Genomic DNA, 13613 nt, shown 5'->3' on the forward strand with positions numbered 1-13613 from the left:
GAGAACGGTTGGGTCACTATGCCGGGACTCGCAGCGGACGACATTCCGGTGGTGCTGCTCTTTCGCCGCGAACTGACACTCGATGGCCAGCCAAAGAGCTTTCCAGTTCAGGTGACGGCGGACAACCGCTTCATTCTCTACGTGAACGGGCAGCGAATTGCCGAAGGACCATCGACCGGAGATCTTGACCACTGGCGGGTCGAGCGGATCGACCTGGCACCTCATCTTCGCGCGGGCGACAACGTCATTGCGGCGAAAGTCTGGAACGGGGTTAAGCCGCTGACCATCAAGCCGGACGCGACTCCGCGCGAGGCGGAGATGGCGCGGGGCCGGGCGCTGTTCACCCAGACAGCTCCGGCGTTCCAGCATAGTGCCGGCACGGGTTTCCGACTTGTCGGAGCAGGCCCGGCGGCTGAAGTTTCGACCGGAGAACCCGGCTGGAGCGTGGCGCGCGATGCCGGCCACAACTTTGCCAACGGCTGGGCGCAAGTGCGCCGCTATTATTACGTCGCGGGCGCCGTTGAAAAAATCGATGCGGCAAAGTCGCCCGCGGATTGGATGAGCACCGCACCATCGAACGTCGCATGGAGTGAACCCGTTGCGGCAAAGGCCACTACTCCGCGCACGCTGGTGCTTGACAAGCTGCCCCAGCAGATGGACCGAGTTGTAAATGCCGGTGCAGTGGTGCGATCGGACGTCACCGGTGGCGACGAGTTTCCCACCCGGCCGGTTGTCATCCCCCCAAATTCGATGGTCAAACTGTTGATCGATCGGAAGACCATGGTCGCCGCCTATCCCGAGCTGTCGGTCGAAGGGGGAGCCGGGGCCGACATCTCCATGACGTACTCCGAGGCTCTTTTCAACGAGAAGGGCGACAAAGGCGACCGCAACCTGATCGGCGATCGCAAGATCATGGGGTTGACCGATACTTTCACCGCAGACGGTTCACGCCGCAGCCTTGGACCGCTCTGGTGGCGGGTCTGGCGCTTTATGGAAATCGGGGTGCAAACTAAAGGCGAACAGCTGACGCTGGAAGGTCTGAGGGTTACCGAGACCGGCTACCCCTTCACTCAAGTGGGCTCGTTTAAGAGCGACGATCCCCAGCTCGAGAAAATCTTCGATATCGGCTGGCGGACCCAGCGCATCGACGCGCACGAAACCTTCATGGACAGCTCCTTTTGGGAACAGCTCCAATACGTGGGCGACACCCGGCTACAGATGCTCATTTCCTATGCCGTAGCGGGCGATCCGCGACTGGCCGAAAATGCAATCGATCAGATCGCGGCCTCGCGCGGCGATGGCGGCCTGGTGGAGGGCGCAGCACCCACGCGCAACAGCAATGTCATCGCCACCTTCTCTCCCATGTGGGTCGCGATGCTGGACGACTGGCGCATGCATCAACCCGATCCCGCGCCGATCGTCCGCAATCTCGCACGGATGCGCGAGGTGCTGGGCTGGATCGACAAGTGGCAGGGACCCTCCGGACTACTGACCAAAAACCCGGAGTGGAATTTCGTCGACTGGGCAGGACAGCCGTCAACCGATCGGAGCCTGTTCCCCTCCTATGGAAAGGCGCACGGGGAAAGCTGCCTGACCACCGCAGTTTGGCTCGGCGCGTTGCAACAAGGATCGCGCATCGAAAACCAGTTTGGCGACGCGGCTTTGTCGCAGCGGTACGCGGCCACAGCCCAACGCATGCAGGATGGTATTCGCAAGCAGTGCTGGAGCGCGAAGCGCGGCTTGTACGCCGATAATCCGGACCTTGATCAATTCAGCCAGCATATGAACGCGTTGGCGGTGCTCTACGATGTCGCCGACCGCGATGCCGCGCGGCAAATTCTTGGCCGGATCACCGCTCCGGGAAAGGGCATAGACGCCCCCGAAGGGATGCGCGAGGTCAGCTACTACTACTCGTGGTACCTTGCCCGGGCGCTCGAGCATGCGGGCACGGCCGACCGTTACCTCGACTTGTTGCAAACCTGGCGCGACCTGCTTGCGCTCAATTACACCACATGGCCGGAAGAGCGCGGCAAGACTCGTTCCGACACTCACGCATGGAGCGCACACCCGACGGCCGATCTCCTCGGAATCGTCGCAGGGATCGGCCCCGGTTCGCCGGGTTACCGGTCGGTGCGGATCGCGCCGAATATCGGGCAACTGCGATCTGTCGATGCGGTCTCAGCAACTCCCGCAGGACCGGTGACCGTCAGCTATCGCCGCGACGGTTCGCGGCTTACCGCCGACATAGGACTTCCGGCTGGACTGACCGGAGAGTTCGTATGGGCGGGGCGGACCTATCCGCTGACCAAGCGCAAGTCTGCCATCGTGCTGGATAGCGCTGATTGAGGTAAAGCAGCACGGCTGCCGACTAGTGCGGCAACTGCGCCAGTTGCTGCTCGATCCGCTGAAGGACTGCATCGGTCAGGAGATCGGGCATGGCCACCTTGAGCGCCCGCAGCCGAGTCTGCGGAAACAGGCCCTGCTGCGAGGAACTTGCCAGGCCCGGAGCCTCACGGTCGAGGATCGCCCGTGCCCGCAAATCAGCCAGCAGGTCGCTGGTAAGAGAGTCGATGCTGAGACGGTCTTGGCTCGCAACCTGTGCCGCAGGAACCATGGTGTCGAGCTTGGCAAGGTCCGCTTCGATCTCTGCCAGCTTCTTTTCTGTCAGGGTGCCGCTGGCGAACTGCTGAATACCGGCGAGGGTCATTTTCTCCCACCCGTGTACATGGCTCATGCCCACGAGCATGCCCGGAACCTGGCGATCGAGCACCGCGCGGCCGCCCTTGGTGAGGACGATGTGGCCTATGAGCGAACTACGGGTGAGTGGCCCGTCGGGAATCCGCGGAAGTGCGCGCAGGGCTTCGTCGCTGGCATCCGGCTGAATTTCGGCAGCTGGCAGAGGAGGTAGGGCTCCGACCCGCTCCACGACAATCGAGACTTCGCTCGACCCAGGCGTGTTTTCGATCTCGAGAACAGTCGCGTTCGCGCGCGAGAGCACGCTGCCGCCATCGACGGTGGCGGTGTATCCTCCCGGGTAATTGATTGCCGGAATACGGATGGCCGTACCGTGCCGTGCTGTTCCCCCGCCGGGCAACGCCGCGCGATAGCGAAAGCGCATCCTCCCGGTGGCGCCATCGAAGCTCATTTCCAACGGCGTGCCGGCGGTCGTTTCGGGGAAGGGGCGGGCATACGCGCGTAGCAGGGCGACCCGGTTGCCGTTGCCTTTGTCGGGAAGCGAGGGATCGACCAGCGCCTCGAACGCACCGCGGGTCCAGGCTAGCCACGAAATGTGCCGGGCGTCGAAATCGCTCGCCTGCCCTGCTACAACGGCAGGGTCGTTGTTGAATCCCCACTCGGTGTTGATGATCGCCGCGTTCTCCTCCACCGCATGGGCGAGCGCCCCGTCGTTCACCCGATCCCGGATTTCCTGCTGCGGCCCATAGTTGTGAAACGAGAAACCACGCGTCCCATCGGCCGCGGCGAACGGCGTGTCGATCGGCGTTCCCAGTGCCCCCTGGAGCATGAAAGGCTCGACGAACACGATCATCTTTGGCGCGGCCCGGTTGATCGCCCGCGACGCTTTTTCGTAAAACGGCTTGAGCAGCTCCTGTTCGAGCTCAGGGCAATGAGCCTTGGCCGGATCAGGCAACGCACAGCGGCTCCCCGTGGCCGGTTCGTTCATAACGTCGATTCCCATGACGGCAGGCTCGTCACGGAATCGCCGCGAGACCGCCGCCAGTCCATCGATGTAAAGTTCCTGCACCCCCTTGCCGACGCCGGGCACGGCATGATTCTTCCAGAAATTGTCGAACGAAATCTGGACCGCGGGGTCATTGAAATAGCCCATAGGGAATTGAAGTCCGGGAATACGCGCGTTGCCCCCCGAGAACACCGCCCAGTCAGGCATGCCACGCACACCGACCAATGTCGCATACTCGTCCTGATGGAAGTCGATCATCGTGTAGATACCGGCGGCCTTGAAGGCCGCTACGGTCCGCGCAATCCGCTCCAGGTAAGCCTCGTCCACGACGCCAGGTGTGGGCATCACCCCGGATAGGAAAACAACCAGGCGAACCCCGTTGAATCCCTGCTCTGCCATGCGTGCGGGAGTGTCGTCGCTCCACCGCTGCTCGGTGTCCCTAAATTCAGGAAGCGTGACGTTGCCGCCGTGGAAGATGATCACGCGGCCCGCCGTATCGACAAACCACCGGCCCTCCTGCTTGACGCGCTGTTCAGCAGGTGCCGCGACGGCTGAGCTCGCCATGAGGAGTGTGGCCAAAGAGGCAATGCGAAGCGCGTTCATAATTTGGTACTCCCCGATGCGCCATAATTCGTACGACAGCGTTCGAATAGCAAGCGCGATAAGAGGTCGGGTGGTTTTTTGGCGAGCTTGGCCGCGGTCAGTGCAGTCCCGCCCGCCAACGGATCGGGGATCTCCCGCTGTCTCGTCGGAAAGCGGCCGAAAACGCTGACGCGCCCCGATAGCCAAGCTCCGCTGCGACCTCGGCGATCGCCATGTCGGTCGCAAGCAACCGGCGGGCGCGGTTCATGCGTAGTTTTTGGGCGTACGCAGCCGGGGGACAACCCGTCGACTGGCGAAACGCGCGGACGAAGTGAAAGCGACTGAGTCCGCAAAGTCCAGCCAGTTCTTCGAGAGTGGCCGGCTTCCCGGGGCGGTCCATGTGCTCGCAGACCAGCCGCAGCTTACGGGGAGCGATGCCGCCTGTCCGGGAAAGTGAATCGCCGACGAAAGTCGCGAGATAGCGGGCAAGATCCGTTACCACGACGGCGGCAAGCGCGCCGACGAGTCGCTCGCTATCGCTGTCCGCCGCGTCGACCTCCTCCGCGATGCGCATCATCGATTCTTCGACTCGGGGTGAGTGGATATCGAGGCATGCCTCCAGTTGACCGCTGCTGAGACTTGTTACGTTGAGCCCGGCGGCGGCCAATTGCTGATCGTCAAACCGTCCGCGTACCGTGTGAAAGGGCGGACCGCCGACGTTGAATTCCAGGGGAACACGGCGAGGGCGGAAATTCAGACCCCCCATGGGCATAAATCGGCCATACCCGCGCGTCGTGCGGCCCCCTGCATCGGGCATGATCCGCGAGAGACCGAGCGAAAGCAAAGATTCCTTTTCGGTAACCTCGAGGGACTCGTTGCGTACTGCGGGAAACCGGCAGATTTCGAAGATCGCCAAAGGAGTGACGATGGACCGGACAATGAGGTCCGGACGGGACCGGGCCTCCAAGATGCTGACTGGTGCGATATCGTCCATCCGTCTCCGTCTATTCGATGTTGCTAGCATTATCGAGATATTGCGCAATTCGCCTGCTGAACGTCGACATGCCTGTGCCGGGCAGTGCTCGGATCGTATGGCACATCGCGGAGAGTAGCGATGTCGAACGAGAATGCGGAACTTACGGTAGCGGAGGCAGCGGAGGTCGCCGCCCTTTTTGGGGCTGCGGGCAAGATTGCCATCGTGGCCGGCGCCTCCTCGGGCGTGGGCGTGAGCATCGCCCGGGCGCTCGCCGGGGCGGGAGCCGCCGTAACGCTCGCCGTGCGTGATTGCGAAGCGGGCAGGCGGGTAGCCGCCGAGATTGCCGATGCCACCGGAGCCGCGGCGCCAGCCGTCGAACATATCGACTTGCTATCGCTGGCTTCTGTCCGGGCATTCGCCGCGCGCTGGGGCGACCGGCCTCTCGATCTGCTCATTAACAATGCCGGACTGATGGGACCGCCCAGGACCATCACGATCGACGGGTTCGAGAGCCAGATGGCTGTCAACTTTTTTGCACCGCTTCTGCTTTCCGAACTGCTGGTGCCTAATCTTGCGGCCGCGGCGCCTTCGCGGGTCGTGATGGTCTCTTCGGGTTCGCATCATTCGGCCGAGCTGCGTCTCGACGATCTCAACTATGACTCCCGAGATTACGACAAGTTCGAGGCGTACGGTCACGCTAAGCTGTGCGCCAATCTGCTCGCGGTGGAATTTTCAATACAGCACGCTGGCGAGGGCATCGTCATGAATGCCGCGACGCCCGGCGGGGTCATGACCAACCTCGGCCGACACGTCACGTTTGCAGACGCCGTGGCGCTGGGCTGGATCAACGAAGACGGCACGTTGCCGCAGGGTGCGATGAAAACCCCGGACCAGGGGGCCGCGAGCCCGTTGTGGGCCGCACTCGCACCCGCTGCCGCCGAGGGCGGCGTGTATGTCGAGGACTGCGCGATCGCCCCGATCTGGGCTCCTCCGACGCCGCCCGGGTGGGCCGTGACGCGGCAGTCGCTCGATCCCCAAGCGGCGTCCGGCTTGTGGAGCGCGGCATGGCCGCTCGTCGAATCAGCGGGACTTGAACAATGAGCCGATCAGAAGCCGGATCAAGCTCACCAGCCGACGACGTTCGAGCAGAGGAACAGCGGTGGCGGCGCGATACCCGCGCCCCGCATCTGCAAACCAATCCCGAACGCAGGGAGGAGTTTCGGACGCAAGCGCTGAAATGGGATATCAAGCCGCTCTATACGCCGGCCGATCTCGAGGACATCGGCTTCGACTACGCCGCGGACTCCGGGTTTCCGGGCGAGTATCCCTATACCCGCTCGACCCGTGCAAACGGGCATCGTTCGGATTTCTGGACGATGACCCAGGTGACCGGCTTCGGCAAAGGCGCGGACTGGGCAAAGCGCGCGCGCTACATGCTCGATCAAGGCCTGAGTGGCCTCATCCTCGAATACGATCTCGCCACCACCAACGGCTTCGACAGCGACAACCCGATCGTCGAAGGCGAGGTGGGTCGGGCAGGGATGGCGCTCGACAGCCTCGAAGATCTAGAATCGGCGTTCGACCTACCGTTCGACAGGCTCAAGTATCTGATGAGCGTCTGCAATGCGCCGCAACCGGTCAATCTGGCCATGATCATCGCGGCGCTCGAAAAAAAGGGCATCGATCCCGCCGACTTTGTCCTTCACATCGTCAACGGCATCCTGATCGAATACATTTGCGTGGGCCGCTATATCTACCCGCCCGAGCACGGCCTTCGTCTCGCGACCGATTGTATCGAGTATATCATTCGCAACCACCCGAACTGGGCGCCGCTGTCGATCATATCCGCGCAGTTGCAGCCGGCCAAGGCGAACCCGGTACAGGAGATCGCCTTTAGCCTGGCGATCGCTTCCGCCTATCTCGATGCGGTGCTGGAGCGAGGTCTGACGATCGACGAGGCGGCTCCTTATCTCAATCACTTCGTCGTCAACGTCGACATGGATTTCTTCGAAGGCGTCTGCAAGCTGCGAGCGTTCCGCAAATCCTGGGCGCGACTGATGCGTGAGAGGTACGGCGCTTCCACGTCGGCGGCGCTCAAGATCCGCATGATGACCTCGCCCACCACGATTGCGCTGACGCTGCAACAGCCGCTCAACAACATCGGCCGGCTTGCGATCATGGCCACCGCCTGTGCGCTCGGAGGTGCCGGTGAGGCGATGACGACGCCGCTCTATGACGAGGCGCACGCGCTCCCGGCGGAGGACGCGATCCGCGTTGGAGCGGCGCTACAGCACATTGTTGCGCACGAGACGGGTGTCGCGGAGACGATCGACCCGCTGGCAGGATCGTATTACGTCGAAACGCTGACCAAGCAGATTGAGGACGCGGCGTTCGTCGAGCTGGAGAAGATATTCGCGATGGGCGGCGCGCTGAAAGCCATCGAGCGCGGCTACTTCCAGAGCGAGCTGGGACGGGAGCAGTATGAGCGGCACAAGGATCTCGAGGAAGGGCGCCGCAAGTGGGTGGGTGTGAATCATCTGAAGCTGGGCGAGGAAAAGCGGGAAATCGAAATATTCCGCCTCGACGATCGCATGGAGGACGAACAGGCTGCGAAAGTGAAAGACTTGCGCGCCAAACGCGATCAGGGGGCGGTCGATAAGGCGCTGGAGGCCGTGCGGGCGGCGGCGCGCGACAGAGCGAACATAGTCCCGCCCTGCATCGCGGCGGTCAAGGTCTATGCGACCCACGGCGAGCTGTGCGACGCGATGCGCGACGTCTTCGGCGAGCATAGCTCGAACAGCCAGCTGGGGGGGATCTGAAGATGGCGGTCAAATCGCGACCCTTGCGGATCCTGCTCGCGAAGCTGGGTATGGACACGCACACCGTGGGTGTCACCGTAATTGCCCACGCCCTGCGCGAGGCGGGGATGGAGGTCATCTTCACCGGCCTAAAGCAGACACCTGAGATGGTCGTGGCAGCGGCGGTCCAGGAGGGGGTCGACGTCGTCGGCATCTCCACGCTCTCGGCCGGACACATGCGCTCGCTGCCCAAGCTGGCGCGTTTGCTGCGCGAAGCGGGCGCGCAGGATGTTCTGCTGGTGGCCGGAGGCGTCGTTCCCGAGGAAGACCAGCCGGTGCTGATTGAAGCAGGTGTGGACCGCATCTTTACGATGGGCACCGACACGCGCGAAATCGTCGGGTTTCTAGAAGACTGGTGGGAGAACCAATCGTCCGCCACCGCCAATGCCTGATCTCGCGCGACGGCTGCTTGCCGGAGACGTTAGCGCAGGGTCGCGGGTGATCGGATGGCTCGATGACCGCGATCCGCGTGGGGAAGGTGTCCTCGCCGAGGTCTTTTCGGCCACCGGGCGCGCTCTGATCGTCGGTCTGACCGGCCCGCCCGGGGCTGGCAAGTCGACGATCTGTGACATGCTCATCACCGAGGCGCGCCGATGGGAGCATCGTGTTGGTGTCATCGCCGTAGATCCTTCGAGCCCGTTCACTGGCGGCGCGATCCTCGGAGACCGGGTCCGGATGGGCCGCCACACCCTCGACGATGGTGTTTTCATTCGCTCGCTTGGCACTCGCGGAGAGGCCGGCGGTCTCTCGCGCAGTGCTCATGACGTGGCACTGGTTCTCGATGCCATGGGATACGATCTGATCATCCTCGAGACGGTGGGCGTAGGGCAGGACGAGATCGACATCGCCGCGGTAGCGCACACCACGATCATCGTCGGAATGCCGGGGATGGGTGACGAGATTCAGGCAGTAAAGGCCGGACTGCTCGAAGCGGGCGACATTTTCGTGATCAACAAGGCCGATCGCGATGGCTACGACGCGGCGAGACGACACTTTGAATTGATGCTGCACTTGCGCGAGCAACACACGGCCGGCCCCGGATGGAGGGTGCCGCTCGTGCGCGCGGTCGCGAGCCAGCAGGAAGGCGGGCGCGAAATCATGGAGGCGATTGCCGCGCACCGCGTTTTCTTGGAGAAATCGAAAGAGTTCCGCCGCCGCGGTGCGGCCCGCAATCGGCAGCAAACCTGGCGGATACTTCGCGATCTCGTGGAAGAGGAAGTCCTGTTGCGCGCTGGTACGCAAGCGTTCACCGAGCTGGACGAGGGCGCGATCACTCCACATGCCGCGGCAACCCGGATGTTCGACAGCTGGAAGCGATGCACGGTATGATGAAGAGCGTTTGCATCCTCGCGCGCAAGGCCGGTTCCGGGCGCACCGCGTTTCACGATTACTACGAAACCTCGCATGCGCCCTTGGCTATCGGCCACTTTCCCTTCGCACGTTATGTGCGCAATCACCTTGTTGGATCGGTCGAGCCGGGTTTCGATACCATCTCGGAATTCTGGGCAGCCGATATCGGCAAGGTGGCCGCGCTGATGGACGGGCCGGCGGGCGAGATCATGAGGGCCGACGAGGAGCGGTTCATGGATCGAAGCCGGATCGCTGCCGCTGGAGCAGAGGAACGGTTGTTGAGCGATCAGGGGCCGGCGACTGACGGATTGCGGCGTGCTGTGTTCGTGGACTGGCGCGGTGACGGCGCGGGCGAAAAGGAGCGGACGATCGATTTGGCGCGGTCGCTCGCCGCTAGGGGGCGCGCCGTGTCGCTAGACCTGATCCAACCGTGGGGAGAGCCGGCCTTTCCAGCGCGAGCGATCATTTGGACCACCGGCGACCCGCTGGCGGAACTTCCTCCGTTGCCGCAAGCGCGTGAGTTCGTTGTCCGGAGCATCGAGACATCCGCCCCGCTACTTTCCGCTTAGCCCTACGTCCCTACGACATCGGCTCGCGAAGTGTGACAGTCACTGCAAGCTGGCATCTTGGTCAAAAGAGTCTTCGCCGTTGTTGAGCGCGCTGATTCTGTTGCGCTCGGCGTCTCGCCCGCACACTAGATCGTCCGCTATCGCGCGGGTGTGGAGGAACGGGTGCCTGACGTAGTTGCAGTGGACATCGGCGGCACGCACGCGCGGTTCGCCATTGCCGAGGTCGATGAAAATCGCGTTGTCTCTCTGGGCGATGAGATCGTGCTCTCGACGTCGGAGCACGCGAGTTTCCAGACCGCCTGGACGGCATTTGCTGAACATTTCGGACAACCACTGCCGAGATCAGCGGCCATCGCGATCGCCGGACCGATGCGCGAAGATGTCATCCGCTTCACCAATAATTCGTGGACCATTCGTCCATCTTCGCTGGCTTGTGAGCTGGGCCTGAACTCGTATCTCTTGCTCAATGATTTCGAGGCTGTGGCTCACGCGGTCGCTGGAGCCGACAGTCATCATTTCATGCATGTCTGCGGTCCCCACGGCACTCTACCGGCTTCCGGGACGATCTGCGTCGTTGGCCCAGGAACTGGCCTGGGAGTAGCGCAGCTCCACCGATCCGGGCCAGATTACCGAGTCATTCCTACAGAAGGTGGGCACATCGGCTTTGCGCCTACGGATGGCTTCTTTGACGCTATGATCAGCGACATGCGGTCCAATTACGGCCGCGTTTCGGCAGAGCGGGTCGTTTCGGGTGCGGGCCTTAGGCGAATTTACAGGGCGCTGGCCGGAAAAAATGACAAGGCAGTCGATGGGCTTGAGGATGTTGAGTTGTGGTCACTCGCAATGTCAGGCCATGACGAGCGGGCAACTGCAGCGCTAGAACGCTTCTGTGAGGCGTTCGGAGCCGTCGCGGGCGATCTGGCGCTGGCCCACGGTGCGGTGGCAGTAGTTATCGCCGGGGGGCTGGGCTTTCGTTTAAAAGACCATTTGCCAAGTTCACTCTTTTCCCGTCAATTTGAAAACAAGGGCAGGTTCGCCGATGTGATGAGGTCCATCTCGGTCAAGCTGATCGTTCATCCGCAACCGGGACTGTTTGGTGCCGCAGCAGCCTTCGCGGCTCGCGGCTAAAGTGTTAGAAATTGGACCAGCCTAAATTGCTTCGATCAAAGCGCAGGTCGGGCCCCCTTGGAGGCTAGCTGCTCGTTTTTGTACCGACTCACTAAGGCACAAGAAGCGCCTGCAACTAGGGCTTAGAGGAAGCCTATGCTCAACTGATTCGGTGACGGGAGATTCCGTTGAGATGAAGTAGCACCCGGTCTCTACCTTCAGGAGTGGCTGCTAATTCCCGAGGCGTCGCGCCGAGAGTTGCCGAGCGTTTGTCGATCCACTCCAATGCTGCGGCCTCGTTGCCGATCACTTCAAGCGCCCGATCCATGATGGGGGTGATATTGTCTTCGGCCATCTCGTCCTCGTTTTACGATTGATTTCAATTGGCAGCGGACCCGCGCGAATTGTCGAAACCACGTTAGCATGAGCGGTGGACTGGGTTCCTCAACAAATCAAAGCACGGCCGGCGCTGAGCCTCAATCATCTGTCGAGAGGTAATCGTGGAAGCTGCTCGATCGTCGAACGGACGCGCCCTTGGTCGAGGCCGATGATCCCACTATCTGCAAAGATGCACTGGGGTTCAAGGATCTTGCGAATGCCGCCTTCATACCCCATCCCGAGTCATACACGGCGATTGCCAAGGTCGCCGAGTAGATGTCGACAATAGGGTTTGCGACCCGTGACAGGGCAGGAGCCTTGCTGGAGGAAATGGGCTTGAGATGGACCGATCACGCGTTTTTCCCGGCCCAAAGGGCCGAGTGCATTTTCGATCAGCGCGTAGTCCGCTGTTTCGAGGAGCGGCCTCAGAGCCTTTACTCAATCTTCAGTGCGGGACTCAGGTTGAACCCGACCGGGCATGCTCTCGTCCAACAGGACCGTCGGACGACCTATTCGGAACTTGAAGAACTAATCTCCAAGTTCGCAGCCGAGCTCGAGGCTATTGGTGTACGCAAGGGAGACCGCGTTGCTCTCTTGCTTGAGAATTGCCCTGAATACATCGTCACCCTGTTGGCCGCAGCGAAGATCGGAGCAATCACTGTTCCTCTGAACATTCGTGAGACGTCAGCCGAGCTAGCCTTCATCCTCAGGGACTGCGGCGCGAAAATCATCATCTGTAGCTCTACCGTCCTCAGTCAATTGCCAGTGCGAGACGAAATCAAGTGCGTGAAATCGGTGAGAGTAATCGATCTATCACTGGCTGATCCATTCGAAGCTTTACCTAGAACGGAAAAAAAGGAAGCCGCGACCGTCACTGCGGATGATGTCGCGGTCATACTCTATACATCTGGCACAACAGGAGAGCCAAAAGGAGCTAAACTGAGTCATGTCAACATAGCGCACTCTATATTGCATTATGTATACGGTATGGAACTATCTAGCGATGATCGCTCCATTGTGGCGGTCCCCCTCAGTCATGTGACCGGTCTCGTAGCCCTTGCGCTACCCATATTAATGGTGGGCGGAACGCTTATTATTATGCAGGAGTTTAGAGCAGAAAATTTCATACGGCTCGCCGCCAGTGAACGAATGACTCATTCGGTGTTGGTGCCCGCTATGTTCGCCCTTTGTCTTTTAAACTCGGACATCGGCAACTATGATCTCCGAGCGTGGCGTGTGTCTGGATATGGCGGGGCAATAATGCCCGAATCGACACTTCAGAGAATTGATAAAGTTTTGCCCCAATTGAAATTGATTAATTGCTATGGAGCAACTGAGACGGCTTCGCCCGCGATTATGATGCCTCCCGTATATGCCTCCGAGAGGGCGCACCAAGTTGGTTTGCCATTACCCTGCGCGGACATTGTCATAATGGATGAGGATGCGCGCGAGGTTCCAACTGGAGAGGCCGGAGAAATTTGGATCTCTGGACCTATGGTGGTCAGCGGCTACTGGAACAACTCCGATGCAACTACAAGGGCCTTCGCTGGAAGTTATTGGAAGTCGGGCGATATCGGGATCATTGATGCGGACGGATTTGTACAAATCATCGACCGAATCAAGGATGTCATAAACAGAGGGGGCTACAAAATATTCGCTTCTCAAGTTGAAAACGAGGTGCTTGCGCACCCGTCGGTCAAAGAGGTGGCGGTAGTTGCTAAAGATTGCCCGGTGCTTGGAGAACGAGTGCACGCCTTCGTGGTGGGAGAGCCCACTTTGAACTCGGATGATTTGCAAGCCCACTGTACCGACCGACTGGCGGACTTCAAGCGACCTGAGGAATATCACTTCGTTGCATCGCTACCGCGCAATGCAAATGGTAAGGTGCTTAAGCGTAAACTCCGATCAATGCTCGAGACGCTCTAAATAAAAGATACGTTCGAACCTGCCTGTTGATGATTTGCGCAGGTTAGCTACGTTCGCCTATCATGACCGCCTTCTCTGCTGATCGCAGATCGTCGGCCTCGACCCGAATAACCGCTACCCCAATTCCACCCGTCGGCCGCAGCACGGCCAGCGCCCTTCCATGCCAG

The 13613-nt window shown here is 61.0% G+C and carries 11 protein-coding genes; 8 read left to right on the top strand and 3 right to left on the bottom strand.

What is annotated here, in order from left to right:
* Nucleotides 1-18: 18 nt before the first annotated feature.
* Entirely contained in the window at nucleotides 19-2346 is a 2328-nt protein-coding gene (locus E0504_RS18435; protein WP_131625205.1) for an alpha-L-rhamnosidase C-terminal domain-containing protein, read from the top strand.
* A 22-nt stretch (nucleotides 2347-2368) separates the two neighbouring features.
* Here E0504_RS18435 and E0504_RS18440 read toward each other — a convergent pair whose 3' ends face one another.
* Together E0504_RS18440 and E0504_RS18445 are read right to left on the bottom strand one after the other, a co-directional pair.
* The gene (locus E0504_RS18440; protein WP_131625206.1) at nucleotides 2369-4303 is read right to left on the bottom strand and encodes a cellulase family glycosylhydrolase; all 1935 of its coding nucleotides are present in this window, start codon (nucleotides 4301-4303) and stop codon (nucleotides 2369-2371) included.
* Nucleotides 4304-4400: 97 nt separating this feature from the next.
* On the bottom strand, nucleotides 4401-5276 hold the full coding sequence (locus E0504_RS18445; RefSeq protein WP_165938545.1) for an AraC family transcriptional regulator: 876 nt from the start codon (nucleotides 5274-5276) through the stop codon (nucleotides 4401-4403).
* Nucleotides 5277-5396: 120 nt separating this feature from the next.
* On the opposite strand from E0504_RS18445, the gene E0504_RS18450 reads away from it, so the two are divergent.
* The 6 genes from E0504_RS18450 to E0504_RS18475 all read left to right on the top strand — a co-directional run bounded on the left by E0504_RS18450 (nucleotide 5397) and on the right by E0504_RS18475 (nucleotide 11163).
* Complete coding sequence (locus E0504_RS18450; protein ID WP_131625208.1) at nucleotides 5397-6359, top strand: SDR family NAD(P)-dependent oxidoreductase; 963 nt, start codon at nucleotides 5397-5399, stop codon at nucleotides 6357-6359.
* Entirely contained in the window at nucleotides 6356-8077 is a 1722-nt protein-coding gene (locus E0504_RS18455; RefSeq protein WP_131625209.1) for a methylmalonyl-CoA mutase family protein, read from the top strand. Before E0504_RS18450 ends, E0504_RS18455 begins: the two co-directional genes overlap by 4 nt.
* A gap of 2 nt (nucleotides 8078-8079) precedes the next feature.
* A complete protein-coding gene (locus E0504_RS18460; protein WP_131625210.1) occupies nucleotides 8080-8508 on the top strand; it encodes a cobalamin B12-binding domain-containing protein in 429 nt (142 codons plus the stop codon).
* Entirely contained in the window at nucleotides 8501-9445 is a 945-nt protein-coding gene (gene meaB, locus E0504_RS18465) for a methylmalonyl Co-A mutase-associated GTPase MeaB (protein WP_131625211.1), read from the top strand. Before E0504_RS18460 ends, meaB begins: the two co-directional genes overlap by 8 nt.
* Nucleotides 9442-10035 (top strand): EthD domain-containing protein, encoded by a 594-nt coding sequence (locus tag E0504_RS18470; RefSeq protein WP_165938547.1) that lies wholly within the window; start codon nucleotides 9442-9444, stop codon nucleotides 10033-10035. The genes meaB and E0504_RS18470 overlap by 4 nt, the downstream gene beginning before the upstream one ends.
* A gap of 162 nt (nucleotides 10036-10197) precedes the next feature.
* Nucleotides 10198-11163: a glucokinase gene (locus E0504_RS18475; RefSeq protein ID WP_131625213.1), complete on the top strand. Its 966-nt coding sequence runs from the start codon at nucleotides 10198-10200 to the stop codon at nucleotides 11161-11163.
* A 139-nt stretch (nucleotides 11164-11302) separates the two neighbouring features.
* On the opposite strand, the gene E0504_RS18480 is transcribed toward E0504_RS18475, so the two are convergent.
* Nucleotides 11303-11497 (bottom strand): antitoxin Xre/MbcA/ParS toxin-binding domain-containing protein, encoded by a 195-nt coding sequence (locus tag E0504_RS18480; protein ID WP_131625214.1) that lies wholly within the window; start codon nucleotides 11495-11497, stop codon nucleotides 11303-11305.
* A gap of 485 nt (nucleotides 11498-11982) precedes the next feature.
* Between E0504_RS18480 and E0504_RS18485 the strand changes: the two genes are divergently transcribed.
* The gene (locus E0504_RS18485; protein WP_165938548.1) at nucleotides 11983-13446 is read left to right on the top strand and encodes a class I adenylate-forming enzyme family protein; all 1464 of its coding nucleotides are present in this window, start codon (nucleotides 11983-11985) and stop codon (nucleotides 13444-13446) included.
* The last annotated feature ends 167 nt before the right edge of the window (nucleotides 13447-13613 follow it).

The sequence above is a fragment of the Parafrankia sp. BMG5.11 genome, assembly GCF_004337455.1.